General features: G+C 50.6%; 27 protein-coding genes. 1 reads left to right on the plus strand and 26 read right to left on the minus strand.

Annotation, left to right across the window (positions count from 1 at the left end; genetic code table 11):
- Window positions 1-62 precede the first annotated feature (62 nt).
- The 19 genes from QOX44_RS00395 to QOX44_RS00485 all read right to left on the minus strand — a co-directional run bounded on the left by QOX44_RS00395 (window position 63) and on the right by QOX44_RS00485 (window position 15,471).
- Window positions 63-197, minus strand: coding sequence for a hypothetical protein (locus tag QOX44_RS00395; RefSeq protein WP_276326378.1), 135 nt, complete (start codon window positions 195-197; stop codon window positions 63-65).
- Between the two features lie 3 nt (window positions 198-200).
- Entirely contained in the window at window positions 201-2,216 is a 2,016-nt protein-coding gene (locus QOX44_RS00400; RefSeq protein WP_283680666.1) for an ABC transporter permease, read from the minus strand.
- Window positions 2,203-2,973, minus strand: a complete 771-nt coding sequence (locus QOX44_RS00405) for an ABC transporter ATP-binding protein (protein ID WP_283680668.1) — start codon at window positions 2,971-2,973, stop codon at window positions 2,203-2,205. Before QOX44_RS00405 ends, QOX44_RS00400 begins: the two co-directional genes overlap by 14 nt.
- A 125-nt stretch (window positions 2,974-3,098) precedes the next feature.
- A complete protein-coding gene (locus tag QOX44_RS00410) occupies window positions 3,099-4,115 on the minus strand; it encodes a sensor histidine kinase (RefSeq protein ID WP_283680669.1) in 1,017 nt (338 codons plus the stop codon).
- Window positions 4,112-4,774, minus strand: coding sequence for a response regulator transcription factor (locus QOX44_RS00415; RefSeq protein ID WP_283680670.1), 663 nt, complete (start codon window positions 4,772-4,774; stop codon window positions 4,112-4,114). Before QOX44_RS00415 ends, QOX44_RS00410 begins: the two co-directional genes overlap by 4 nt.
- Complete coding sequence (locus QOX44_RS00420; protein ID WP_283680671.1) at window positions 4,771-4,956, minus strand: helix-turn-helix domain-containing protein; 186 nt, start codon at window positions 4,954-4,956, stop codon at window positions 4,771-4,773. Before QOX44_RS00420 ends, QOX44_RS00415 begins: the two co-directional genes overlap by 4 nt.
- Before the next feature lie 77 nt (window positions 4,957-5,033).
- Window positions 5,034-6,425, minus strand: coding sequence for a relaxase/mobilization nuclease domain-containing protein (locus tag QOX44_RS00425; RefSeq protein ID WP_283680672.1), 1,392 nt, complete (start codon window positions 6,423-6,425; stop codon window positions 5,034-5,036).
- Window positions 6,426-6,517: 92 nt separating this feature from the next.
- Complete coding sequence (locus tag QOX44_RS00430) at window positions 6,518-6,919, minus strand: hypothetical protein (RefSeq protein WP_283680673.1); 402 nt, start codon at window positions 6,917-6,919, stop codon at window positions 6,518-6,520.
- A 91-nt stretch (window positions 6,920-7,010) separates the two neighbouring features.
- Window positions 7,011-7,355 carry a plasmid mobilization protein gene (locus QOX44_RS00435; protein WP_283680675.1) on the minus strand — a complete coding sequence of 115 codons (345 nt, stop codon included), beginning with the start codon at window positions 7,353-7,355 and terminating at the stop codon, window positions 7,011-7,013.
- Window positions 7,352-8,056, minus strand: coding sequence for a hypothetical protein (locus QOX44_RS00440; protein WP_283680676.1), 705 nt, complete (start codon window positions 8,054-8,056; stop codon window positions 7,352-7,354). Before QOX44_RS00440 ends, QOX44_RS00435 begins: the two co-directional genes overlap by 4 nt.
- Before the next feature lie 3 nt (window positions 8,057-8,059).
- Window positions 8,060-8,986 carry a DUF4316 domain-containing protein gene (locus tag QOX44_RS00445; RefSeq protein ID WP_283680677.1) on the minus strand — a complete coding sequence of 309 codons (927 nt, stop codon included), beginning with the start codon at window positions 8,984-8,986 and terminating at the stop codon, window positions 8,060-8,062.
- A gap of 12 nt (window positions 8,987-8,998) precedes the next feature.
- Window positions 8,999-10,075 carry a hypothetical protein gene (locus tag QOX44_RS18295; RefSeq protein WP_331488268.1) on the minus strand — a complete coding sequence of 359 codons (1,077 nt, stop codon included), beginning with the start codon at window positions 10,073-10,075 and terminating at the stop codon, window positions 8,999-9,001.
- 28 nt (window positions 10,076-10,103) lie between these two features.
- Window positions 10,104-10,937 (minus strand): hypothetical protein, encoded by an 834-nt coding sequence (locus tag QOX44_RS00455; RefSeq protein WP_331488269.1) that lies wholly within the window; start codon window positions 10,935-10,937, stop codon window positions 10,104-10,106.
- A 186-nt stretch (window positions 10,938-11,123) separates the two neighbouring features.
- Window positions 11,124-11,603: an MGMT family protein gene (locus QOX44_RS00460; protein WP_283680679.1), complete on the minus strand. Its 480-nt coding sequence runs from the start codon at window positions 11,601-11,603 to the stop codon at window positions 11,124-11,126.
- 247 nt (window positions 11,604-11,850) lie between these two features.
- Complete coding sequence (locus QOX44_RS00465; protein WP_283680681.1) at window positions 11,851-12,225, minus strand: cysteine-rich VLP protein; 375 nt, start codon at window positions 12,223-12,225, stop codon at window positions 11,851-11,853.
- Window positions 12,222-14,330 carry a type IA DNA topoisomerase gene (locus tag QOX44_RS00470; RefSeq protein ID WP_283680682.1) on the minus strand — a complete coding sequence of 703 codons (2,109 nt, stop codon included), beginning with the start codon at window positions 14,328-14,330 and terminating at the stop codon, window positions 12,222-12,224. The genes QOX44_RS00465 and QOX44_RS00470 overlap by 4 nt, the downstream gene beginning before the upstream one ends.
- Window positions 14,327-14,470 (minus strand): DUF3789 domain-containing protein, encoded by a 144-nt coding sequence (locus QOX44_RS00475; protein ID WP_283680683.1) that lies wholly within the window; start codon window positions 14,468-14,470, stop codon window positions 14,327-14,329. The genes QOX44_RS00470 and QOX44_RS00475 overlap by 4 nt, the downstream gene beginning before the upstream one ends.
- Before the next feature lie 150 nt (window positions 14,471-14,620).
- Window positions 14,621-14,875 (minus strand): YgiT-type zinc finger protein, encoded by a 255-nt coding sequence (locus tag QOX44_RS00480; RefSeq protein ID WP_087418870.1) that lies wholly within the window; start codon window positions 14,873-14,875, stop codon window positions 14,621-14,623.
- A gap of 68 nt (window positions 14,876-14,943) precedes the next feature.
- Window positions 14,944-15,471 carry an SLOG family protein gene (locus QOX44_RS00485; RefSeq protein WP_283680684.1) on the minus strand — a complete coding sequence of 176 codons (528 nt, stop codon included), beginning with the start codon at window positions 15,469-15,471 and terminating at the stop codon, window positions 14,944-14,946.
- A 153-nt stretch (window positions 15,472-15,624) separates the two neighbouring features.
- Here QOX44_RS00485 and QOX44_RS00490 point away from each other — a divergent pair, with 153 nt between their 5' ends.
- Window positions 15,625-15,939, plus strand: coding sequence for a helix-turn-helix domain-containing protein (locus QOX44_RS00490; RefSeq protein WP_087180141.1), 315 nt, complete (start codon window positions 15,625-15,627; stop codon window positions 15,937-15,939).
- Window positions 15,940-16,045: 106 nt separating this feature from the next.
- On the opposite strand, the gene QOX44_RS00495 is transcribed toward QOX44_RS00490, so the two are convergent.
- From QOX44_RS00495 to srtB, 7 genes are all read right to left on the minus strand, one after another.
- Window positions 16,046-17,044 carry a nucleotidyl transferase AbiEii/AbiGii toxin family protein gene (locus QOX44_RS00495; RefSeq protein WP_283680686.1) on the minus strand — a complete coding sequence of 333 codons (999 nt, stop codon included), beginning with the start codon at window positions 17,042-17,044 and terminating at the stop codon, window positions 16,046-16,048.
- Window positions 17,037-17,657, minus strand: a complete 621-nt coding sequence (locus tag QOX44_RS00500) for a DUF6088 family protein (RefSeq protein ID WP_087180094.1) — start codon at window positions 17,655-17,657, stop codon at window positions 17,037-17,039. Before QOX44_RS00500 ends, QOX44_RS00495 begins: the two co-directional genes overlap by 8 nt.
- Before the next feature lie 129 nt (window positions 17,658-17,786).
- Window positions 17,787-18,200 (minus strand): dUTP diphosphatase, encoded by a 414-nt coding sequence (locus QOX44_RS00505; protein ID WP_087392064.1) that lies wholly within the window; start codon window positions 18,198-18,200, stop codon window positions 17,787-17,789.
- A complete protein-coding gene (locus tag QOX44_RS00510) occupies window positions 18,197-18,964 on the minus strand; it encodes an FAD-dependent thymidylate synthase (protein WP_283681008.1) in 768 nt (255 codons plus the stop codon). The genes QOX44_RS00505 and QOX44_RS00510 overlap by 4 nt, the downstream gene beginning before the upstream one ends.
- On the minus strand, window positions 18,951-19,277 hold the full coding sequence (locus QOX44_RS00515) for a hypothetical protein (RefSeq protein ID WP_087371172.1): 327 nt from the start codon (window positions 19,275-19,277) through the stop codon (window positions 18,951-18,953). The genes QOX44_RS00510 and QOX44_RS00515 overlap by 14 nt, the downstream gene beginning before the upstream one ends.
- A 13-nt stretch (window positions 19,278-19,290) precedes the next feature.
- Window positions 19,291-19,773, minus strand: coding sequence for a hypothetical protein (locus tag QOX44_RS00520; protein ID WP_087242875.1), 483 nt, complete (start codon window positions 19,771-19,773; stop codon window positions 19,291-19,293).
- A 69-nt stretch (window positions 19,774-19,842) separates the two neighbouring features.
- Window positions 19,843-24,804, minus strand: coding sequence for a class B sortase (gene srtB / locus QOX44_RS00525; RefSeq protein WP_331488272.1), 4,962 nt, complete (start codon window positions 24,802-24,804; stop codon window positions 19,843-19,845).
- Window positions 24,805-24,851 lie beyond the last annotated feature (47 nt).

The following is a 24,851-nucleotide window of genomic DNA, read 5'->3' on the forward strand; positions in this document are numbered from 1 at the left end:
CTAATTTCCCATATCACTCCACCTCCTTGCTCCTTATTAAGATCTCACATCGTGCATTTCTGTTATTTTCTCTTTTTCTTAATCACATGAACGATCACAGCAATTACAATGATTGCAGCAACCACTCCGATCAGGGGGAGCCATGTGTCAACAATACTCTGGAACACAGCATCCCATTTGATATTTTCAGGCAACATAGTTTACACCTCCATTTCTTTTTGCTCTGTAACCATCCGTTTACAGGATAGATAAGTTGCGATAAAGTAGCTCCCGTACACAATAAGGAAAAGGATAACAGTAAGCCACACATTCGTTGCAATATGGATGTTCATAAATTCTTCAACGATTTCCATTCCCTTGCCAATCAGCAGAATAGAGTAAAGCCCGGCTACTACCAAAGGAACGGTGAAAAATACACCCGTTTGCACGAAAAGGGTATGGTTGATTTGCCGCCGTTTTGCTCCCAATTTTTGAAGCAGGCCATAGCGATAAATATTATCCGTCGTTTCCGTGAGCTGTTTGAGTGCGAGCAAAGCCGCACAAATCAGCAAGAAGATCAGCCCGACATAACAGCAAATAAATGTTACCAGTGCATTGATGCCATAAAACATATCATATAGCATATTCTTTTCAGAATAACGGTAGCCGTGAGTTTCATCCAAACCGATTGGGATCATTTTCTGTAACACTTCATCAGGATTGGTTTCTTCATTATATTGCACCAGCAGGGCATTTACATCTTTCGTCAAAGCAGTTACAACGCTGTCAGGTACGATTAAAGTCCCACGGTCATTGTTGCCAACAGAGGTCATAACATAAGTTTCTTGGAGAACTTCATCGGAAGCACGCTGCAAAACTACTCCGGCAACTGACAATTCAGAATGAGTACGCAGGGCGTCCATCACATATTGATAAGTACCTTCATAGTTACAGTTTAGCAGGTATTCCCCTTCATTTAGCTCGACCGGCCCTTTACCCTGCATCGCCAAAGCCCGGTTAAAATCCGAAATAGAAATGACAGACACCCGGCTTTGGGGAACAGCTTCATCAATCGGCCACCAATTCAAATCCTGCCCGGCAAACAGGTCTGCGTAAGTCATATCAGCATCATATACACTGATCTGCTCCATATTTTTTGCATAGTCCGACATCTGCACATCACAGGCAGCCAGATAATCGGTAATATCGCTGTCACCATCAATGGAAACATCGGAAAATACAGTCAGGTCATACGGTGTTGAGGCTTGGGACAGCTTATTCATTGCCAATGCGGTACTTGCCCCAATGGAAACAGCGCAGATTGTAATGGTAAGCAGGCCACAAACGACGGTCATTACAAAATAATTGGTGCGGATTTTGCTGCCAATCTGTCGTACCAGAAAAGTATTTAAGCCTTTTAGGTAAAATCCCTTATTGGAACGCATAAGCTGAATGAACACTGCTGCAAATGAGTAAAACAGCAAAACGGTTCCAACGACTAATGCAAGTCCGGCAATCTGGAAAGACATATTTTCTCTTGATGGCAATATGCCGTTTTTGTAAAAAAGAACTCCGGCAATACCAATGCAGAGAATTGACAGCAGAAACATCAAAGCAGGAAGTACACGATTTTCACTTTTCAGCCGTTCATTCTTCCGGTTGGCTGTCAATAGATCAATCAGTTGAACGCTGGAAACGGACCAGACATTAAAAAGCATAACAAGGAAGAAAATCAACGCGAAGCAGATCGCCGTCTGCCGAAAAGCCCCCATCGAAAACACAAGCTGGTATTTGTCCAGTTCAATAGCAAATAATTTCAAGGCAATCATTGAAATGCCTTGTGAAAGGATAAATCCCAAAATCAAACCTACTACAAGAGCAATTACCCCAACACAGAATGTTTCGCCTGCAAAGATGCGAGAAATCCGTCCTTTTTTCATGCCGAGCATCATATAGATACCCAACTCTTTCTTTCGCCTCTTTAAGAGAAATTGATTTGCATAGATAATCAAAAATGCCAGTACAATAGCGATTAACACGGAAAGGGCAGAGAGCAAAATACCGAGCTGGTCGTACAACAAAGTCCGTGTCATTCCCATTTCCGAAAAAGCCGGTTGGTCGGAAATGGAGTTAAACGCATAGAACAAGCTGACAGAGATCATCAGGGTAAGAAAGTAAATCAGATAATCCCGAAGGTTCTTATGCACGTTTTTGAAAATCAGCTTAAAAGAGGTCATTTTGCTCACCTCCCAGCACAGACACCACTTCCAGTATCTTAGAAAAGAAATTCTTCCGGCTGTCAGAACCGCGGTTCAATTCATGGAAGATTTTCCCGTCCTTGATAAAAAGAATACGGCGGCAATAACTGGCAGAGAAAGCATCATGCGTAACCATAAGGATCGTTGCAGACAGCCGTTCATTCAATTCTGTCAGCATCGTCAGAAGCATCCGTGAAGAATTGGAGTCCAATGCGCCGGTCGGTTCATCTGCCAGTACGATTGCTGGATTTGTAACCATTGCGCGGGCTGCCGCGACACGCTGCTGCTGACCTCCCGACATCTGGTAAGGATATTTTGACAGCACTTCGGAAATGTTCAGCGCCTCGGCAATCTGTTTTACGCGCTTCTGGATTTCCGCAGGTTTGACCCCTGCAATAGACAGCGCCAACGAAACATTTTCATAAGCTGTCAATGTGTCCAGCAGGTTAAAATCCTGAAATATAAATCCTAACTTTCGGCCACGGAAATCAGAGAGCCGTCCGCCATGCAGCGTCGTAATATCTTGTCCTTCTACAAAGATATGGCCGCTGGTTACAGTATCAATCGTAGAAATGCAGTTGAGCAGGGTGGTCTTGCCAGAGCCGGACGGCCCCATGATCCCTAAAAACTCTCCTTTATCAACCGTAAACGAGATATGATCCACAGCTTTTGTCAGGCTGCCTTTATTGCCGTAATATTTTTGGATGTCGTCTACCCGCAAGATTGCATCATTCATAGATTTCAGCTCCTTTCACAAAGAAATTCTCTCTTTGCATTTTTACAATATCACATCTATTTAGGATGTGCCATTAAGTTAGATTACATTTAGATTACCAGAATGTAAGGTTGGAAAAAGGCGGGTCATACGCCCGCCCCTTTCAGAAAACTTTCTGTTGGAAAATATAAAGTTACTGTTGTGCCATTCCCCTTCTCGCTGCTGATAGATATGTCCATATTCATCTTGCCGCACAACTTCTTGCAAAGATACAGACCTATCCCGGTAGATTTGGGAAAGCGGCGGCCATTCTCGCCGGTAAATCCTTTATCAAAGACACGGGACAGATCTGCTGTATCAATCCCAATCCCGTTGTCGTGGATTTTTAAGAGTACCCTGTTTTTCTCTGTATCAGATGTAAAGGTAAGGCAAAAATTATCCTGTCGGTATTTGATCGCATTAGATATGATCTGCCCGATCACAAAGGCACAACTCTTGCAATCCGCACAAACAGAAATGTCCAGTCCTTCCATTTGGATGCGCCCGCTGGCCTGAATGATTGGCTTGGAATAGGTTTTTAGGGCTGCGCTGACAAGGGCTTTCAATGTGGTTTTCTCCACCTTGAAATCTTTTTCCACATCGCTGCTCCGGGCATAATATAGTACCAATTCCACAAAGGCATCAATTTTACGAAGCTCGTCATCTATCTTGAGTGTTGTGGGGTTCATTTCATTTTCTACAATTAACCGGGCTGATGTAATAGGGGTTTTGATTTCATGCACCCATGTATCTAAAAAATCCCGGTAATCCCGGCTCTGTCCCTGCATTTCGGCAATTTTATCATTTTGATATTTCGTGTTCTGGCGCAGAATATCAGAAATAATTTGAGCATCCAAAAAGGTGGGGCGCTCCGCAATTTCCATAAGGAGTGTTTTTTCGTCTAATTGTTCCAGCAATCTAAGCAGCCTGTTATAATAGCTGCTTCTTCTATGAAAGTCCCAAATGAATGGAGCCAGAAAGAAAAGCAGAAAAATAGTCTCTGCAAATGCAATAAACACCGATGGGACTTCAATCAGCCACAACAGCCCGAACAACAGACCTTCCGCAATAACAAAGCATACGATGGAAACAATGCGGTCGGAAATATAATCGGTCAATTTCATACGCTATACCCCATACCACGTTTCGTTTCAAGATAATCAGGCAGACCAATTTCGGCCAGCTTTTTTCGCAATCGAACAACATTGACGTTAAGCGTGTTCTCGTCAATAAATTCCTCACTCTGCCAAAGCTCATCTATAATGGCATCTCTGGGAATGATATTTCCCTTGTTCAGCATAAGCATCCGCAAAATTCCCAATTCATTTTTTGTCAGTTCCAGTTCTTTTCCATTATGGCTTATCGTGGCCCTCAAAAGATTAAGTGTCAATCCTTTATGAATAAGCAGTGTATTCGATTGTACTTCGTAGGTTCGGGCTAAAATTTTTTGAATACGCGCAAGAAGCACCTGTCCATTATATGGTTTTGAAATAAAATCATCGGCACCAATGTTAAGCCCCATTAGCTCGTCAAAGTCTGTATTCCTGCTGGTTAAAATTATGATGGGGATGTTTGATTTCTGGCGGATGTTTCTGCAAACCTGAAACCCATCCTGATATGGAAGATTGATGTCCAGCAGGATTAAATCCGCATTTGAAGATAGGGCTATTTCCCCGATATTCTGAAAATCATCCGAGGCTTCACATTCATAGCCATATTTTTTTAGCAGTTGCGTCAATTCTTCACGAATAGCTGTATCATCTTCAATGATATAAATCTTCATTTATCGTCACCGACCTTTTTGTGAAACCGTCTGTCAATAGGCTTTTCTGCGTTTTTGGGAATCAACCAAACCCGTCCCATTTTTTCCGCTCCGGGAATACGCCCATCAGAGCAATAATAATTGATCTGCCGGGGAGAAATCCCCCATTTTTCACCAGCTTCCCTTAAAGTCATATAATCCATAGCACATACCTCCGATATTCATTATACTTCGCTTTATCGAAGAATACAAGCTATGGAGAATAAAGTATGCCCCAAAATCATCTGGGGTACTTTTCCGGCTCTCTTTCCACAAACGGTCCCAGCAAATAGTCAATATTGGCCTTCACATTCTGTAGCTCTCGCATTTCTTCCCGCACCTGCTTATAGTCCGCATAGGCTTTTCTTTTGGCCTCCAGCACTTCGGCATATTCTTCCCGCAGAGTCTTTATGGCAGGCAGTTTCTCCACACCCAGGCTGTCAAAATATTTCTTTGCCGCCTGGTGGATCAGGATGTCGGCCTCATGCTCGGCCCGGAACTTTTTGCTGTAACCGGCTTTTCGGTACTCAATATAAACAGCTCTCGTCTTAGAGTAGTTGACGATCTGTTTCTGCAATTCTCCATTTTGAGACAAACGGCTCTCCATATCCTTGATCTGCGTGGAAAGCTCATTAAACCGGGAAGTCGTGACCTGGGCCTTTGCTTGAAGGTCCTCATAGCTCATATCCCCATGCTCTTTCAGGTAAGCCACAGCTTTCGCAAGCTGCTTCACATTGAACACTTTGGCCCAACGCTCATAACCGGTGCCTTTACCTGCCCGCATGGCGGCGTCAATATCAATCAGCATCCTCACAGAAGAACTGGACCGTTTGGGTTGAACAGAGGGAATATAGGTTCCGGCAATCCTTTCCCGTATGGCCTGTTCGGTATAGTCTCCTTTCAAAGTATTGCAGCGAGTAGGCTTCTTTTGACCTGGAACACGGAAATTGATAGACTTTCCGCGCCGGGTGACTTCCACATCGGACGCTTCCAGAATTTTCAGGAAATCCTCAAAGGTAGAGGGGTGCTGCTCCAGGGCTGTGTCAATGGCCTGCCGGATCTGGTTCTGAAAGGATAGCGGTTTGTTTCCATAACCCAGCCATTTCCCATAGTGACCGCGGCTGGGCTTGGGATCTTCCACAATGGAAAGGCCATGCTCCAGACACAGCTTGTCGCTAATCCGGCGCAAAGCCCAGGAGGAACCCCAAAAGTTACGGAATTTCCTGTTACATTCCAGATTTACCGCGCTTACGATGATGTGATTATGGACATGGTGCTTGTCTATGTGCGTGCAGACGATAAAGGCGTTGTTTCCCTTCGTCAACCTCATGGCAAGTTCCTGGCCGATCTGATTAGCTTCCTCCGGCGTCACTTCACCCGGCTTAAATGCCTGCCGGAAGTGATAGGCAATCACATCATCCGCACCCCGGACTCTGCCAGTCTGGTTGATATATTGCCGCTTGGCTAAGGTAAATTCCGCATCCGCTGTGCGGGTATCACACTCAAAACCGTAAATCAGCTTCCCATAGTCGGTTTTCTCTGGATTTTCTACATAATCAATGATGTCCTCGATTGCGGTGGAGAAGGAGCGGCCCTCTCCGATATGCAAAGGCATCAGCCTTGTGGTCGCCATTGTCCACCTCCTTTGAAGAATGTGCGTTACCAAAACATTTTCAATAAATAAAAAAGCGGCCCGCCGGTTCATCGGCGGGCCAAATCCTTATCTTATGCAATTTTGTATCGTGCCCGCAGGTGAAGGGCAAAGACCAGTACCGCCCCCAGCGCCCACACCACATAGGTCCACACCATATCCTTGCCGGAAAACTCATAGGCCATGGTAGCGAAAACAAATCCCCATACAATGGACAGACCACCGCCGATCAGCCAGAAGCCGGGGCGGGTGCGGTGAAGCAGGAGAAGCCCCAGCAGGACAGCAATACCGATCACAATCGCCAGGGCGGGATGGACGCCTAAAAGCCCGTGGGAAAGAAAGCCCGCCAGAATCGCCAGCGCAATGCTGTCAAAAACAATGATGTTTCCAAAGAACAGCCCGATCACCGTCACAATCAGTCCGATTCCAATGCCGATCAACAATTCTATGCCAACGGCCAGTAAAGCAGCGCCCATACTATGGCCTCCCTTCTCAAAAACAGATTTTCTCTTTCTATAAAAATTCTACCGCTCCGGGCCACAGAAAAGCAACCGTTTTTTTGAATATTCATGGAATGTTTGTAAATTCCGTCAGCAGCTTTTTTGCAATTTCCCAAAGACCATCCATGCGGGATTGCAGATCTGCAATATCCACCGCATAGATACTGCCGGTTTCATGGGCTTTCCGGGCATACTGGTTCAGATTGTTGGAGCAGATACGAAGCAGCCGGGTCAGCTCCCGGACTTCGGACAGATCCAGGTTAATCACATATCCGTCAATCGCCATTTTACGGATAAAGGCCGAAGTATTCGTGATACCGGTCTGCGCCATGCGTTCTTTGATCTTATCCATTTCCTGTTCTGAAATCAAAATGTGAAGCTGAGCGCTGCGTTTTTCTTTCGGGGCCTTCATCGCTGGGGCTGTTCCTTTGTCTTTTTATTAGGAGCCGGGCGTGGAGCATTTGCGGCGGCCTCTTTCAGAAAGTGGGTGACAGAACGCTTTTCCGCCGCGATCATTTTATCCAGATGATTTTCAAACACGCCGGGTATAAAGTTATGCCGGTATTCCTGTTCGCTTGCCAGAATCCCGCGCAGCAAGCCCGGAACAGCCGGCTCCAGCCGGAATTTTTCTGCCTTGCCAAATTGGGCGTGAAGGGACAGCCTATGCTCATGGTAATACGCATAACCAAATTCCATTGGCTCGCTCTGGCCTTCAAACTGGACGATCACCGCCGCAGCGGGGAGGGCGGTCCGTTCAATATGCTCCGCCATAACCCTGTAATCCTGCGTATAGAGATTTCCCTTGATTGCAGCACCTTCCATGCCGGTGATCTCCACCGTGTACGCAAGGATCGTATCACGGGTATCTTTGTAAAACTGCCAGGTGTGGAACGCATCGGAATCCCGGATAAAAATATCACGCTCCCGGAAGCACCATGTACCGGAAGGGCGGGACATCCAGTACAGCGGGGTACGCTCCGGGTGCTTTGTTTGAGCGATACGCTCCATGCTGCCCACATCAAATTCAAAATCGGATTGATAATGCTTTGTGTTCCGCTCCATCACAGAGCGCAGGCATTGTTCCACATCCACATTTTCAAATTTCAGCTTCAATCCTTAAAGCCCCCTTTCCGGCGGGGAAGGCTGAAAACCACGGGCCTCATGCTCCATGCGGTCTGCTCGCAGCTTTTCCATGATCGAAGGCTTCTCATTCGGCAGCGTTTCCGGGGCCAGCTCCTTGACTTCCTCATGGGTCTGCCCATCGGTAAGGTCGGCCCGGATCGACGGGTCGTTATTCACAATGCCGTCAATCATGTTGTAGTTGCCCTTTTCGCCCTCCAGGTCCAGCTCTGCGTTGCGAAGATAGTTTTCCGGCGCCTGGAAGGGCTGGCCCGCAAACAAGATTTCCCGGCGCGGGGTGAATTGCCGCAGAACACCTTCCCGCAGGCGGGCAAATTCCATATACTGATCCATCGTCAGCCCCCGGTCCAGCATTTCCTCCTGCGAGTGCGACCAGCCTTCCCCATAGAGGAAATAATACATTTCCGGCATGTCGCTCACAAAGCATAAAGAGCCGTCCCGGTTGTCATAGCTTCCCGGCTGGCCTGGGGTAAAGGAATAGTGTTCCTCCCGGCCAAGATATACCTTATTATCAGCGGCAAGCATGGCGACCATATTGGCATAGTTACTGTGAACGGCAGAACGGATCTCCACAACCGGGTCCGCCTCCGGCGCCATCTGCCTGCCGGGGATCTCATTATGTTTTTCTGCCACATCATTTCTCGGCACACGGTCCACCGGGCCAACAGCCTCAATATCCGGCTGCGAGGCCGGAACCCTTACAGCGTTTGGTTCCGGTTCTTTCTCTTTGACAAAATAACGGACATTGACCGTTGCCTTACGGTTCAATTCCAGGGCATAAGCCTGAGCCGCCTCCAGGGATTCAAATTCCAGGGGGCGGCCATCTTCTTTGCACCATGCTTCCGCATGGCCGAACATGGAAGCGGCACTTCTTACCGCCCAAACTCCATATATCTGTTCCATTTCACATCCTCCTTATCGTTCCGGCTCCTTTGCCGCCTTTTTAGGGGCAGCCGTTTCCGGGACTTTACCATTTTTAAGCTGCTGCCGGATAGAATGAGGCCGCTCGGCCTCCCGGTCAGCCGAAGTGATATTGACATATTCCCCTATAATGCAAAGCGCCTTATGATAGCTGTCACAGGAAAACACCCGGTCTGCCATTTCCTTAGCTTGATCGGGCATCCCATGGGTTTTCAGAGTGCGGGAAGCAATACCTACCAGGTTGAAAATGTTCCCGTCCTGGCCGATCAGCGGGCAATCCGGCTTTTCTGGCACTTCCTGAGCCGGTTTACGGCCCAGGCGGTTGTCGATATAATCGGATAACCAGGTGCCGCCAAAAGTATCATGGGTTTGCAGACGCCACATGGCAAGTTTCCCTATATCCAGCTTGACATCCTCAAAAGGGAACAGCAGACAGGTAAGGCCCTCATTTTGAAATACGCTCACATGGGTAAAAGCGGTTCCCTCTAAAAGAATCTCATCCTGTGTCAGCAGGTCATTGATCCCCTGGACCCACTCACCAGGCTCACCGCCGCATCCCTGCAGGATAAGCCCTTCTTTATCCTCCATACGGCGAAGATCCTCCACCGTGATATTCTGAATTTCCATAGATTCCTCCTGATTTGAGATCATTTTGTTATATGCCGGGGAAAGGGCTTCGAAAAGCGCCTGTTCCCACTGTCTGCCAAATCCCCGGACCACTGTATCGGGAAGCGCGCCGTTGCGCTGAAACATTTCTAATGTATCAAACGCCCGGTTGAACAGGGAAACATTTTGGGCGTCCACATTCGGGGCAAAATGAATGACTCCCGCGGGATAGCTCTTTCCAGTACCTACCCAGCCGCGCACAAAATCATCAAAGCCACTTCTGATTCCGGCCTGGGCCAGATCATCGGCATGGCTGCCGGGCAACCCTCTTGTTTTCCCGTACTGCTGGCCCAAAACCAGAATACCGGTCTTGGGATTATACAGAAAGCGCCGGTTTGAAATATCCTGCATATCAAAAGCCTGGGCCGCCACATCCAGCTTCATCATCGCGGGGACTATCGGCACAACTTCAAGTTTCTGCTTCTCCGTATCATCACCTCCCGTTAGTTTCTTTCAGTTGGCTCATTACAATGGCTGGACGGACCCAAAGCCGCTGAAATTTTCTCCATTCACTGTCTACAATGCCTTTTTCATCCCGGTAGAGCATGGCATAGGGAATAAACCCGGCTTTCCAGGCGTCCCGCAGGCGTTTTTCCGCTGCCTCCATAGTATCGCCCCGGTAGCCGATCAGAACATAACAGCAGGCTTTATGCGATTTTCTCTCGAATCCTCCGGCCTGCAAAAGCCGTCCGGCCTCCACAAGCGGCTCATAGTCATCCGGGGTATCATAGGCAAAATACATGCGCTGTGTCCTGGATTCCCGCAGAAGATCCACATGCCAGGGCCGAAGAAGGCGGGCCTCCAGCCCGCCCGTAAAGATTGGACGATCTTTCTGCTTGCCCAGCATTTCAAATACCGCTTCAATATGTTGCCGGGAGCAGGCCAGAAGGTTATCATCCAGCACAATATTCCCTTCGGTGATCGGCAGTTCCCGCAGCCTTCCGCCTTCCCGTCGGGGGACAGAACAGAACCAGCAGCGGTTGGGACAGCCCCTTGAAGTGATAACATAGCCCTTTTTCAGATACATCCCCGGAACGAAGTCACCGCCAGGCATATTGAAGGCAGGACCGCCCATGTGGACGGGGACGCCCAGCTTCATCCACTGTTCGGCAAGCTGGCGCGCCTTCTCCATGTCATAGGTAAAGGTCACAGAAACATGCACTTCTTCCATATCCGGCAGGCCGCCCTTTGGCGGCGGTCCGGTAAATGCCAGAGGATCATCCGGCGTTGCTTTTGTACGGCGTGGAAATACACGCGCAATCTTCAAATACACATCCCTCCTAAAATTTGATTGTTTGGTCAGTTACTTTTCCTTTCTCCCAGCATCCGGGCAAAGAAAAAGCAGAAAACCTCTTTCAAGATTTCCTGCTCGGTGGTGCCGCCGGTGGGCGGCGAGTATTCAGTTTTATAAAGTTTAGCTCAGATTGACTATATGAGGTACAACTCAAAATTGCTATTTCAAATCAAAAAGAACACTTTCATAGTCCTTCACGAAATACTTTATATTGGTGCGTCCTTTCTTAATAATTGTGTGACCTTCTGCTTCCAGCTTTTCCTTTTGTGCCTCTATACCGCCGGGATATTTTGCATTCAACTCCCCGTTTGCCTTTAAGGTTCGCCAATACGGGGTTTCATCTTCGGAACGCTGATAACTCGCCCATGCTGCAATAGACACAAAAATTCCTGCTGTGATAGGCTCTGTGAAATCCGCCCCATTCAGTTCAGCAAAATATTCACGAATTTTTCCGACAGTGATTACTTTGCCATACGGAATTAGTTTCATCACCTTGTCATAGTCGATTGGTGGGGCAAAGTACATTCTGCTTCCGCCATATTTCTCAATGCTTTTCTGGTCAGTAATGATCTGAAATTTAGGCATATCCTTGCTATCGTGTAGCATGGCATTAAAATCTTTCTTATCTTCATTCGCCATCTCTCAACACCTCCTGCTTTAATTATAGTGGAGTAGACTATTCCATGCAATGAGACGGTTTGAAAAAAATCTTGAGAAAATGTATGTACCACGATTCTCAACCGAAAAACAGATAAAAATTTATGTTCCCTTTGTCCGCAACTTAACCTTCCTTTTGAGGGGCAGAGTATAAAACTCTTACCGCCTGTAAAAGTGTGGCCGGAAAGCCTTATAAACCAAGCCCCAAAAAGGCTAAGTTGCAGACATATCATCCCTTGTGATGGCGAATCCGGCGCTTGCGCTTTTTATCCGCATCCCGTCTGGCCCAGGTCCGACAGGCGTCAGAGCAATACGCCTGGCTGGTGACGGGAAGATACAGCTTTCCGCATACCGGGCATTTTTTCTGGCGCTGGGAAGTATCGTTTCCCGTCAGAACTGCTTCCAGCGCCGGTTCAACCGGCAGCACAGACCGCTCAAAATACCGGCAAAGGCAGCCGGTCCACCATTTATGAAGCATATAGCAGGGGCAGTCCAGGGGAAGGCAGAGCTTTTCCCGCTCGTCATAGTTAGCGCATAAGCCTGTTACCAGCCTTCGGATCGCTGCGCGCTCGGAGCGGGTCAACTCCCGCGGCGGGCCGGTCATTTCTTCCGTCCCCGCTGCTGCGGAAATTCCAGCTTGAAATTCACATACTTTTCTCCTGTATCATCCAGCACCACCACGGCATCATAGGTTTTGCCGGTTTTCTCACTGAAAAGCCCGGACATGGAAACGCGGCCCTCCTTTAAGAGCGCCGCGGCAACGGTTTTTGTAATGGTTTTCTTTTTCCTGGAAAAGAACCGGTTTTCTTTCCAGAGAGCAAAGGCGCAGGCTTCATTTTCACAGAAGAAGCCTTTCTTCCCCTCATAGACAGCGCCGCCGCACCGGGGGCAGGTACCGACAGCCTCCCGCCTGGCTGTACTTTTGTTCCCAAATAAAGAGGAATAGGCAGGATCAGGGGCAGTGTTTTGCCGGATCAGGTCACGGATTAAACCGGCAATCCCTTCCATAAAAGCGTCAGCCGTCATTTCTCCGCGTTCCACCTGTTTCAGCATGGACTCCCATTCTGCCGTGAGCGCCGGGGATTTTATCACATTGGGCAGGACGGCAATCAGGTTGACGCCCTTATCCGTAGGCAAAAGCTGTTTCTTTTTCCGCTGGACAAATCCCGTGGACACCAGCTTTTCCAGAGTGGCGGCACGGGTGGCCGAAGTGCCCAGTCCTTTCCGCTCGGCGTCCTCCGGCATATCCTCCGTACCGGCTGTCTCCATAGCCGCAAGCAAAGAATCTTCGGTGTAGTGCTTGGGCGGGCTGGTTTTGCCTTCCCGAATCGTGGCGGCAGCCTTTTCAAATCTCTGTCCTTCTTTCAGCTCCGGCAGACGGGACGTATTTTCGTCGCCGTCCTCCGGCTGTTTTTGTTTCAGGCTGGCACGGAAAGCCTGTTCAATGCCTTTCCATCCCTCATGCAGAATCGTTTTCCCTTTGGCGGTAAATGTGTGGCCCTCGGACTCCAAAACTGCCAGCACCGCCTCAAAGCGGTGGGGCTGGGCGGTAGCACACAGAAGGCGGCAGGCAAGGAGCATCAGGACATCCCGCTCACCGGCAGGCAAAATAGACAGGTCAGTGCGGGCTATCTCCACCGTGGGGAGAATGGCATGGTGGTCCGTTACCTTGCTGTCATCAATAATTCCTTCCAGCTCCGGCGCCGTGGTACTGTCCTTGGCAAAAGGCATATTCTGCCACAGCCACAGGGCCAGAGAGCCAACCGTTGCTTGCATATCCGCTGTGATATACTGGCTGTCTGTTCTCGGATAGGTCGCCAACTTTTTCTCATACAGGCTTTGTAAATAATCAAGGGTCTGTTGGGCAGTAAAGCCATACAAGCGGTTGCACTCCCGTTGCAACGTAGTTAAATCGTAAAGGCGGGGCGGCTGGACAGTCTTTTTCTGCCGCTCCACTTTGCGGACAACGGCAGGCTTTCCGTCACAATCTGTCTGTATTGTCTCCGCAGCCGCTTTGTCCTCCAGCTTCTCCCCGGCAGTGGTAAACCCTCCGCAGGTGAGTTCCGGTACATAGAAGGGCTTGCTCTGGAAAGAGCGGATCGCATCCTCTCGCTGGACGATCAGCGCCAGTGTCGGCGTCATTACCCGGCCCACATTCAAGGTATCACCATACAGGACAGAGAAAAGGCGGGTGGCATTGATCCCCACAAGCCAGTCCGCACCGGCCCGGCAGAGTGCCGCCCGGTAAAGCAAGTCATAGTCCTCACCAGGCCGCAGGTGTTCAAATCCATCACGGATAGCCGCATCCTCCATAGAGCTGATCCAGAGCCGGAGAATAGGTTTGCTGCATCCGGCCTGCTGATAGACCAGCCGGAAGATCAGTTCACCTTCCCGGCCAGCATCGGTAGCGCACACCACAGCGTCCACACGTTTATCCTCCATCAAACGGCGCAGGACGCCAAGCTGCTTTTTCTTATCCTTTGCCACATCATATTTCCAATGGGCGGGAAGGATAGGCAGATCCGCATACCGCCATTTGGCGTACTGCTCTCCATAGGCTTCCGGCTGGGCCAACTCCACCAGATGGCCCACGCACCAGGACACCAGCCAACCGCCGCCCTCCAGATACCCATCTTTTTTCTCCTTTGCTCCCAGCACTGCGGCCAAAGATTGGGCCACGCTGGGCTTTTCGGCTACCACAAGTTTCATTCGTCCGAACCTCCTTCTTTATCAAAGAATTTTGAAAACTGCTCGTCTGCCTGCCTTCCGGCCTGCAACAGACACATCAAAGTTACGCCTGCAATCGTGCCAAGCGTGAAAGACAGAAAATGTGATACTGCGCCCCACATGTGCCGCACCTCCTAATTTTGAATATGAAAAAAGCGCAAAGGGATAAGAGCACCTTTGCGCCAGGGTTATATAGCAAAACGCCGCAGAAAGAATCTGCGGCGTGAATTCATAGTATTTAGTTTTGGTTGACAACTTAGGATTTGTCGTCATCAAAGCAGTAAATTCATTACCGACATAATCGTTCCGGCTTCACATTCTGCGTAATCAAGAGTATTGTCTGGATATAAATATACTTTTGAAAATTCTTTTGCCTTTTCTTTTACTTCGTCGCTAATAATTACCGAATTACAGTTCTTGCAATGTAATACAGGTGCATTTATGACCTTTATACTTTTTCCGTTAATAGTCATAGAAAATTCGCCGATTTCTGAGTGCAATGTGTTATGACATTTCATACATTTCATTGTAAATCCTCCTTGAAAAATTCCAATTTGTCCACTTATATTTCTTATTTTACCACACTGGCAAATTCTTATCTCCCCGAAGCGTTCCTGAAATATCCAAGATTTATCATGCTTTCAGGAAGATACGGCCCCACAGGGACCTCCCGCATTTCTTTTCTCTGGGCGTGGACCATGCGGATTGTGGACACCGTGCCACCGTTTTCCCGTCCATCATAGACAGCGATCACCCGGTCCGCCTGGCCTACCATATAGCGGTTGCGCTTCATGTAGACATTGGAAGCCCATTCTTCGCTGATAACCTCGACCTTCGTACATGCCTCCAGCATGGCCCTGGTCCGCTCGTCCTCCATCAGCCGCTTATAGCGGTTGCGGTAAGGAATCGCCGCCTCCAGGCGCAGCGCCGGATTATCTTTGGCCTTTTCCAGAACAATCCCGGCAAATAGCTGATCTGCACCGTCAGCAAAGCCGGAAATGAAATAGGTATAGCCGTCCGCGATGGCTTTTTCAATTTCGCACCGCAGACCTTGCTCTGCCTGTTCCATATATTCAGCGGGGATTTCCCGGTGTCCGGTTACTCCGCATACTTTTTCTTTCATGTTGCAGCCTCCCTTTCAGATGATAGTTGAAAACTACCATACCTCTTATTTTAATAGGTTATATTTAGCGTGTCAACTCAAATACCCCTTTTCATTTAGCGAATAGAGCCAGCCTGTAAGGTACAATCTATTATAGAATGGGAGGTGACTATGGTGTACGAAGATTTTGTCCCGGAAAGGCTGGCAAAATTGAGGATGCAGAAGGGTGTTTCCGCACGGGATATGTCGCTGTCGCTTGGGCAGGCCAACAATTATATCAACAACGTGGAGAATAAGAAAACGCTTCCTTCTATGCAGTCCTTCTTTTATATCTGCGAATACCTGGGCGTGACACCGCAGGAATTCTTCGATGAAGGCAATCCGAATCCTACCGCCTTAAACGAATTTATCGCAGAGGCAAAGAAGCTGGATTCCAAAGCGATGTCCTACATCCTCGGTATTATGAAAGAACTGAACAGCAAAAAGTAGAAGCAGTCGGCACGATGAGGCAGGCTGCTTTCTTTATCCATAAGTATTTCCATTTGCTGTTTTAACATACAGCCATAAGAAAAGGCCGCAAATGCGGCCTTTTCCGTTATAATGCGTGGATTTCCTTCTCCAGTTCTCCAACGGCTTCCATCATGGTTTCAAAAGATGGAATCTCCCCATAGAGCATATTCCGCATGGCAGAGTAATCCTCCTGCAGCGCACCCAGGCGGTATGACGGAGGAAGCAGCTTTAAGGTGGCCGGAACAGCCTCCGGGTAGCGCGCCCAGGCCCGCGGATAAAACTTCATCTTGAAATCGACCACTTTCTGCAGCAGGTCCAGCCGTGCAAACGCTTTTTCCTTCACGGGCGATTTCGCCATACAGTAAAGGTCATAATAATGGCGGGAATACCGCTGGGGCATGGAAAGATGTTCAGGCCGGTTGGCCTCATGGTGAAGGATCGTCGCCTTTTCCCAGAAAGTCCGCTCCGGCGCCACCGTCAGGACAGGAACCTCTTTCTGTTTGAATAACTGCGGGTACTGCTCTGCGGCATACGGTACAATATCCACCAGCTCTGCCGGTGTCCATGCTGCCAGCGCCCCGATCTCCAATCGAATCACCTGTAAGGTAGAGGCATCGGTAAACAGGTTTGGATAAGCAAAGATCACCGTCTGTTTATCTTCCTCATCTATGTAAAGATTGGCCGGAAGGCCCAATTCAGCAGAAAGCCCTTCCCGGATCTGCGGGCAGAAGGTTTCTGCCAGGAAAACCTCGGCCTTTCGGTTCGCCTCTTTATTGAAGGCGTCCTGCTTGGTGTTCGAGCGTTTTTCCCAGGGTTCATTGACACCATACCCCAGGACACGCCAATCCAAAATCAGATCAATGTCCTCGGAAAACCGGCTGATAAGGTGATACCCTTTGGATAAGCTGGTCCCGCCCTTAAATGTGACTACCTTTTTCCACGGAGATCGGTGGAACAGGTAATCCAGCGTCAGGCATACCCAAAAATCCTTTTCCACAATGGCATCGTGAAGGCCGGTTTTTGCTGCGGTGTTATGAAACAGCTCCCGCCGGTCATCAGCCGGAAGTCTGGCAATCTCAATCATTTTCTCGTTCTCCTTTGCAGATCTCTTTAATCACAGTGTAAATCCAATCCGTCGCTTCGGCTCCTTCTGCAAGGAGCGCCGCCTTTTCATCTTCATTCAGCCTGCGGGAAAGCACCCGTATGGTTTTTTCATCCACATGTTCTTTTCCCAGGGTCTTTAACGCCTGGATCACCAGGATCGTCATAGGCGACAGGCCCGTGACCTCCTTGTTGGTCCGGTGCTTAAATTCAATCTTTGTCTTATCCCATTCATAGGTTTTATACGGTCCATCACTGATATAGGACCATACTGCCGTTACCTGAGTAGACAGTCCCAGCATATTTAATGCGGTATCTCCACAGGGAGCGATAGTCCAATGATAGCATCTCGCCAGTGCTTTGGCAACCGCATCCGGGTCCGCCGCCACATATTCCCCAAGGAGCTTGCTGTATTTCGGCTTTTCAAAAACGCCTTTCAAAATACGCCGGAGCGTCCCAGCCTGCACAAGCCGGTTCAGGTTCCTGCGTATGGTTTCGCTGTCCGCCACATCCGCAAAATCGGAAACAATAAAAATCGTGCCGTCAGGAGCCGCACCAATGCGGTTTTGAATCTCTTTCGCATAACCATTTGCCATGCGTATCGCCTCCTTTTGTCCCGTTTATTATATATTATTCGGGACAAAAAAGCAATAGACCTGTCCCTTTTCCTAAAGGGTTTCCAAGAAAAGACCTCTTTATACATCATAGCAAAACAAAGGATGATATTATTTCCCCGTGCTGCCAAAAGCGCCCGCGCCGCGTTGTCCGCCCAGGTCATTCACGAAATCCGCGATCACCACAGGCATGATGATAAGCTGCCCGATCCTGGAATCTTTCGCAAGTGTTTGGGCCTCATTTCCCACATTGCTGACAATGGCATGGATCTCGCCCCGGTAGCCGGAATCCACAGGGGGCAGCTCGCAGACCACCCCTTTTGCTGCCAGGCTGCTCCTGGGGAACACATAGGCGGCATAACCGTCCGGCACCTCCAGGCCAAAGCCCAGCGGGATTTTAGCAATCCCGCCAGGCTCCAGGGTACAGTCAAAAGGCATATAGACATCCGCCCCGGCGTCATTGGCGTGGGAACGGAGGGGACGGTGGTTCTCCGGCAGCCCAAAATCAATGATCTTGATTTTCACTGGCCGCCTCCTTCCAGTGCCGCGGGATAGTCCTGGCGCAGCAGGGCAAAAGGCAGCGCCCCTTTCTCGCACGGGCAGCCGCAGGACATATCTTTTTCCCGGCAGCCCTCCCGCTGGCAGAAGGGACCGGTAAGCTCCGGGCTGAACAATTCCGTGTCCAGCGCATACAGGTCTGCCCATATCTTCAGCAGGACAAAGCGTGTTTCATCCGTATTGCGGCGGCAAGTCCGCTGGCCGATCATGTGTTTCCACTGATAAGGCGTGGCGCTGATAACCAGCACATTGCGAAGGCTTTGCGGGGCAAGATACCCCGCGGCGTCCCTGGAAATCCCGCAGGCGCCTATATCCGCATAATGCTCCATGGCAGCCCGGCACTTTTTCAGGTAGAAGTCATGCACCCACTGGCTGGCCGTCAGGATCTCATAAGGCACCACAAAATCAGCCTGCCCCGCATAATTGCTGTACTGCAAAGAGGCGCTGATAAACTTGACCTCATTTTGGTGCCGGGTGATCTGCGCCAGGAAACGCCTGCTGGCTCCCACAACCGCCACCGTGATAACCGAAAACTTCTGTACGGCGGGGTGCGGCAGAGAGGCGATCCGTTTGACCGTATCAGCAGTATAGGCTTTCTCGTAAAGGGCCAGAAGGTCATCCATGGAGTGGATCGTATGGCCCCGCTGGGTGAGCCTTGCCGCAAACACCATGTTTTTCTCTGCTTCCTGTACTGCAGTGCAGTTCAAAATTTTAGTTTCAATCTGATTGATGTTCCAATTCCTCCTTTATCACAGCTTTTAGTAAAAACAGATAGTTGAGGCTGTCGGTGATCTTTTCCTCCCAGACAGCCAGCTCAAAAGTTTTCCGGTCCGTAAAGCACATATCATAAATGGAGATGATGTGCTTTGCCATCATCCCGGCCAACGCCCGCTGCGGGGTGCTGTCCTGAATCGCAGCCGCCGCTTTGAAGGCGCTGAGCCGGTCCGGGTTGTCGCCGGTATATTCTTTGGCTTTCTGAATCAGAAGTCCTTCACACTGCCGTACCTGTTCCCGGAAAACAGCCTGAAATTCTTTTTGTGTCATAACTCACCCCACTTTACGCCGTAGGAAGATAAATCCAATCGTGCATCAGGCACACGCTGGGTTCGTCCTCCCGTGGGATCAGCCGGAAGGCACACTCGGAATACACCGTGCGCTTATCCTCAAATTCCATGTTGTAGGCTTTATAGAACCGGTATTCCAGGTTGGAGATCACGCACCGGAGCATTTGAAGGGCCTCCCGCTGGGAGGTGACAATGCAATCCCGGTCAATGCTGCGTTTCAGGGCCAGCAGGGATTTATAAAGCTGCACCTCCGTCCGGTAAGGGCGGGCATACCGTTGATCCAGCCAGCCGCAGAAGGCCACCGGGCCGCTCTCGACCACATGCGCCTCCGGGTGGTGGAAGCCGTAGCTGTCCAGGTTGGCGGTATTCAAAAGATAGAGCATTTCTTTCAGCTCCGCGCTGGGCATATCGTAAAACCGCAGCATGGAGCGGTAGAGATGGACATATCCGGGAATGGGAACAATGTTATTTACCATTGCAAATCCTCCATATATAGAGATGGGCGCGGGAGCAACCGTCGTCCCGCGCCATCTTCTTAAAATCTGTTATTCAGTTACAGCTACCAGCCTGCCCATGACGATAAAGCGGTCAGCGCCGCCATTGGTACAGGTGGAAAGGGTCAGCACCTTGTCGCTGGAAGTGACGGAAACGCCCGTTTCGATCACAGAACGCTCCTGCATCGCGGAAAGCCAGGTCGTATATGCGCCGCTGTCTTTCCATTCCAGCGCCCAGGGAGAAGTTTCGCTGCCGGATTCCTCCGGGCTTGCCACAAATGCGGAAAACACCTCAACCACATAGCCGCCCTCCGGCGTTACCAGGTACATTTCCGGGTGTTCATCATAGTAAGCCTGCGCTTTGTATTCCACCAGCGTGGAGAACATGGAGCCGTCCCGCATGTTGTGCCCATAGATGATCGTGTTGTTGTCGGAAAAATCCTCCGCGTTTTCATAGTCGATGAACAGGCAGCCCACCTTGTTTGCCGTCCCGTCATACAGGTGTTTCAGGTAGTAACTATTATCCTCGCCTTGAGCCACCGGGTACTGAATGACCGTGCCGGGAAGCTCCAGCCACGCCTTGACATCCGGCCCCTGGGCCAGCAGACTTTCAAAGTCCACTGTGGGCAGAGAAACGGAGGAAGTGCCGGTTTCCTCCGGCACCTCCGCGTTCCCATTTTCCCCGTCTGTTTCCGCCGGGGTGACATATTCCGAAAGCCCGGCATAGGTATCGGCGCTTTCCTTGTACTGGCCGATTTCCCGCGCCAGCATAAAACCGCTGCCCACTGCCATGGCAATGCAGATCAGAAGCACGCCGGTTGCCGCTTTGCGGCGTCCAGGGCTGGCCTTCTGGCCTTTTTTCTTATAAGCGTACAGGAAAAGGGCAACACCGCTGCCAATCACTGCCGCGCCCAACACGCCGATCCAGATATACAGGTTATAATCATCGCCTGTCTGCGGGACCGGCTTAGAAGGATTGGAAGGCGTTGTCGGGTTATTCGGGGTATCTGGCGTATCAGGCGTTTCCGGGGTTTCATCCTCCGGCTTTTCATTGAAGAAGCTCACCTCGGCGGTTTCATCGGCCTTGATCTCCACCGTGGCGCCATCCGGGATAATATAGTCCTCGCTGGCCTTATTCTTAACCTCGGTCACAGTGTATTTGCCCACGCGCAGCCCTTCGATCAGGATAATACCATCCTCCGGGCTTGTGAAAGTCTCGCAATAGGTGCCATCCTCACTTTTCACCTCAAAGGCAAAGCCGTCCTTGCGGCCATCGCTGGAATCTTTTGTGATTTTCAGATTGCCGCGGTAAGCCTCATTCACAAAGCCGCGGCCAGCCTCACCATTTTCCACAACGACAACCTGCCCGTCCGTGGTGATTTCAAAATAGTAGGCATTGGGGTCCAGCTTGTGGCCTTCCGGGGCAGTTTTCTCTTTGACAAAATAGCCCTTTGCCAAGAGGCCGCTCATTTCATGGAACCCTTCATCGGTTTCCGTCAGCTCCCCGATCAGGGCGTCGCCTTCATCAAATGCCTTATCGCCGTTGGTGTCCTCATAAAGCTCAAAGACAGCGCCGGGCAGCCGGTGGAGGAATGGATTGTCCGCAGTGTCCTCGCCGGTATCATCATCGGCGCTTTCTTCTGTCTCGCCAGCCTCACTTTCAGAACTGTTTTCCTCGTCCTCCTGGATAGACTTCAATTCGTCCACAGCCTCGGTCTTGATAACCTGTACCGTACCGTGGATCAGGGTATTGTCGATCTCGATTTCAATGGTCTGCCCATCGGTGCCGATATAGACATGGTGCTGTTCCGGGCTGATGGAGTACAGGGCCGAAGGGCTGGCAATCTCCTTGATGATCCAATGGCCGAAAGGCACATCCTCAAAAGAGAAGGCGCCGTTTTCCCCGGAAGTCGTCACAAGGAGGGCATTTTCCTCGGTAAATTCCTCCGTGCCGGGAGCGAACAGGCCGATCAGCGCGCCCTCCAGGGTAAGGTCCTCACCGCCTTCGGGGTCCTCGCCGTATTTCACGCCGTCAATGCGCCCGCGGATCATCTCGTTGGAAATGGCCTCGCCGTCATTGACCGCAATCGTCACCAGAGCGGTTTCCTGCCCGGCATACGCAAAGACTACCGGGTACTGCTGGCCGGAAAGTACGAACGCCTCATTGGTGGTACGCTCCTGGACATAGAAGCTGCCAAAAGGCAAATCGGAGGCAAAGGCAGCCGAATACTGGCCGGGCGCGTCCTCTACCGGTGCAACCGCCACGACTTCCAGAAGCCCGCCTGCGGGAATCACGCTGCCATCCAGGGCAGTCAGATCCTCCGATGCGTACAGACCAAAGGAAATATCCTTGTATTCCTCGCCAAGACCAATGCCAAAGGTTTCGTCTGTTTCCAGAGATTTCAGAAGGTCGATCTCCACCTTCTGGCGTTCATCATAAAGCCCGATGGCCGCCTGGGTGATCTCTACCTCCTGACCGGCATAGGTAAGTTCGGTATAAATCGGCGTGGGGTCCAGCACCATGCCTTCCGGCGCCTGACGTTCCTCCAGACGGTAGCGGCCCAGGTATTGCGGTTCGCTGACCGCCGTTCCATCCTCCCCGGTGGTAAGAGCAGCGACTACCGTATCTTTTGCCACCCGCAGCGTGCCGTCACCAGTATAAATATCTTCATCGGCAATCAGGTCATACACGGCTCCAGGCTGTCCAACCACCTCATAAACCGGCTGATAGAAGCCATCGTTTTCCTGCACGCTGGCAAATGCCTCGCCGGATTTGCTGATGGTGAGCTGGGCTTTCTGCGGATGGTTGTACTGTACGACAGTAACAACCGCCTCGGAACCATCTACCGTGAAAGGCACCGGCTCATCTGAAAGGACGTACCCTTCCGGGGCTGTCACCTCATAAAGCTCAAACGCATGGGCAGGCAGCGGCTCCGGCAGCATCAGCCAGCCCTCATCCGAAGTGTAAAATACGTCAATGGTTTCAGGGTTGGGATAGTAGATCTCCTGGCTGATAAATTCGCCGGTGGTAAGGTCCTTAATACGGAAGCCCGTACCGGCCATAGGAATGATCTCCCCGGTTTCCGCGTCTCGTTTTTCCACACGCACCCTGGCAGTGATGGCGTCATTGTTCAGGATATAGGAGTAGGTCTTTCCGTTCTCACTGATAAATACCGTGAAATCCGGTACAAAGGCTTTATCGTCCTCACCTGCGGTCTGGTGGACGGTATAGCGGCCATAAGGCATATCTTTGGAGGCAGCAAAGCCGTCTGCATCCGTTGTCAGGATGTCCCGCTCGCTTTCTTTGGCATTTTCATAGCTGCCCGCGCTTGTCAGATAGACCTCAAAAACAGCGCCTTCCTCCGGCTTTTCCACCATACCGGCATTAGCGTCGTCGCTGTGTTCCTCGTCCGATACATCCGGGTCCGGGTCATCGGTATGCTTCACAAGCTGGATATTGCCACGGATCACCGTCTCCGGCAGCGTATTTTCCGTGGTATTCAGCTCGACTTCATAAAGGGAAGGAGAAGCGCCCACCTCATGCACCGTTTCATCCAGCAGGTAGCCGGGGCTTGGGGAAATCTCCTGCAAGATCCAGTCATCCCCGCAAGGATAGTAGCCGGTGACAAAGCTGCCGTCCGGCCCGGTGGTGAAGGTATCTACAAGCTCCCCGCCTTTATACAGGCCATAGACAGCCCCCGCCAGGGAAGCGTCACCCTGGGCTTCGCCGGTTTCTGCGTCCACCTTATGGCCTTCCACACGGAATTTCTTCAGGATATTGGAAAACTGGACGCTGGCAGTCTGGCCGCTCTCGATGGTGATATACTGCGAAGCAGGCGTTACATAGCGGTCAATGGGCTGCTCTGTCACAAGATAAGTGCCCGGCAGAAGGTCCAGGGACACCATGCCGTCCGCGCCGGTAACAACCGATTCCTCCACGCCGTTGCCGCTGATGGTAAAGGGAATCCCCTCAACAATACCGTCCTCGCTGGTCTTTACGATTTTTGCCTTTCCATAGGTTTCCGTCTTGATCTGCATATAGAAGGAAACGGGGTCTTTGGCGCCCGTCATCATGGTCTGCCAGCCCTCGCGCCCCCAGATCAGCATGGCCTCACCGATAGGCACATTTTTGCGGAATTGAAGCGCCACCGGGGATTCCAGCATTTCCTTGCTGGTAAAGGTGTAGCTGTTGCCGCTGCGGATCACGGAGATCCCGCTGGAAGTAAGGGCCTCCAGGTCGATATTTAAGTTGTTGGTATCGGTCAGCGTCAGGGTATAAACCTTTGCGTTGGAATCCCATTTCAGTTCATGCACCGGGGCGCTTTCCGCAGTTGCCCCGGCAAAAGAAGGAATGATGGAATGGGAAGCGATCTGCTCCAGAATCCAATAATAAACCTGTTCGGCTGGCCGTCCCTGCACGATGCGGAAGAAGGTGTTTTCCGCAACACTTCCATTGTCATGGCGGCTGGTGGCGTCGCTGCGGAGCTGCTGCTGGTATTCCCAAATGATACACTGCGCCGCCATATACCAGTCGTCGGCATTGATACCGGCCATGGGGAGCGAAGCCCCAGGCTGCCAGCCATACAGGGAGGCCAGCATGATCCCACGCCGGGAAGCCTCCGGCAACTGGTTGAAATACTGGCTGTTATCCGTCTGCTCGGAATAATAGCCATCGTCCGAATCACCGAATCGGATGCCGCTCTCAATGCAGTACACCCAGCGGAAGCCGCCGCCATCCGTGTTCAGCACGTAATGTCGGTAGGCCACATTCCCGCCATGATACACATAAGAAGTGGAACCGTCGTCATGGTAGGTCATCGTGTAATAGCCAGAAGGGGAATAATAGGGCTGGCCGTCAGAGCCGATGACCGTATCGCCATAAGCGGAGCTGGCCTGCTGGCCTTCCGAAGCCGCAAACGCGCTGACGGGAAAGATCCCTACCAAAAGCAGCAGACAAAGAAAACCGGCCAAAAGCCGGGAAAGGCCATGGCCGCGCATAGATTTTGTATTCAAGCTGTAATCCTCACTTTCATAAAATTTGTTTGGGAAACGGAAAGGAC

Origin of the sequence: Parablautia sp. Marseille-Q6255 (genome assembly GCF_951230155.1) — a bacterium.
Classification (GTDB): Bacteria; Bacillota; Clostridia; order Lachnospirales; family Lachnospiraceae; genus Choladousia.

Excerpts from the sequence above, each read along its gene's own strand:
- QOX44_RS00395 (WP_276326378.1), bottom strand. The coding sequence starts at position 197 with ATGTTGCCTGAAAATATCAAATGGGATGCTGTGTTCCAGAGTATTGTT.
- QOX44_RS00400 (WP_283680666.1), bottom strand. The coding sequence starts at position 2,216 with ATGACCTCTTTTAAGCTGATTTTCAAAAACGTGCATAAGAACCTTCGG.
- QOX44_RS00405 (WP_283680668.1), bottom strand. The coding sequence starts at position 2,973 with ATGAATGATGCAATCTTGCGGGTAGACGACATCCAAAAATATTACGGC.
- QOX44_RS00410 (WP_283680669.1), bottom strand. The coding sequence starts at position 4,115 with ATGAAATTGACCGATTATATTTCCGACCGCATTGTTTCCATCGTATGC.
- QOX44_RS00415 (WP_283680670.1), bottom strand. The coding sequence starts at position 4,774 with ATGAAGATTTATATCATTGAAGATGATACAGCTATTCGTGAAGAATTG.
- QOX44_RS00420 (WP_283680671.1), bottom strand. The coding sequence starts at position 4,956 with ATGGATTATATGACTTTAAGGGAAGCTGGTGAAAAATGGGGGATTTCT.
- QOX44_RS00425 (WP_283680672.1), bottom strand. The coding sequence starts at position 6,425 with ATGGCGACCACAAGGCTGATGCCTTTGCATATCGGAGAGGGCCGCTCC.
- QOX44_RS00430 (WP_283680673.1), bottom strand. The coding sequence starts at position 6,919 with ATGGGCGCTGCTTTACTGGCCGTTGGCATAGAATTGTTGATCGGCATT.
- QOX44_RS00435 (WP_283680675.1), bottom strand. The coding sequence starts at position 7,355 with ATGAAGGCCCCGAAAGAAAAACGCAGCGCTCAGCTTCACATTTTGATT.
- QOX44_RS00445 (WP_283680677.1), bottom strand. The coding sequence starts at position 8,986 with ATGGAACAGATATATGGAGTTTGGGCGGTAAGAAGTGCCGCTTCCATG.
- QOX44_RS00460 (WP_283680679.1), bottom strand. The coding sequence starts at position 11,603 with ATGGCGAATGAAGATAAGAAAGATTTTAATGCCATGCTACACGATAGC.
- QOX44_RS00465 (WP_283680681.1), bottom strand. The coding sequence starts at position 12,225 with ATGACCGGCCCGCCGCGGGAGTTGACCCGCTCCGAGCGCGCAGCGATC.
- QOX44_RS00470 (WP_283680682.1), bottom strand. The coding sequence starts at position 14,330 with ATGAAACTTGTGGTAGCCGAAAAGCCCAGCGTGGCCCAATCTTTGGCC.
- QOX44_RS00475 (WP_283680683.1), bottom strand. The coding sequence starts at position 14,470 with ATGTGGGGCGCAGTATCACATTTTCTGTCTTTCACGCTTGGCACGATT.
- QOX44_RS00480 (WP_087418870.1), bottom strand. The coding sequence starts at position 14,875 with ATGAAATGTATGAAATGTCATAACACATTGCACTCAGAAATCGGCGAA.
- QOX44_RS00485 (WP_283680684.1), bottom strand. The coding sequence starts at position 15,471 with ATGAAAGAAAAAGTATGCGGAGTAACCGGACACCGGGAAATCCCCGCT.
- QOX44_RS00495 (WP_283680686.1), bottom strand. The coding sequence starts at position 17,044 with ATGATTGAGATTGCCAGACTTCCGGCTGATGACCGGCGGGAGCTGTTT.
- QOX44_RS00500 (WP_087180094.1), bottom strand. The coding sequence starts at position 17,657 with ATGGCAAATGGTTATGCGAAAGAGATTCAAAACCGCATTGGTGCGGCT.
- QOX44_RS00515 (WP_087371172.1), bottom strand. The coding sequence starts at position 19,277 with ATGACACAAAAAGAATTTCAGGCTGTTTTCCGGGAACAGGTACGGCAG.
- QOX44_RS00520 (WP_087242875.1), bottom strand. The coding sequence starts at position 19,773 with ATGGTAAATAACATTGTTCCCATTCCCGGATATGTCCATCTCTACCGC.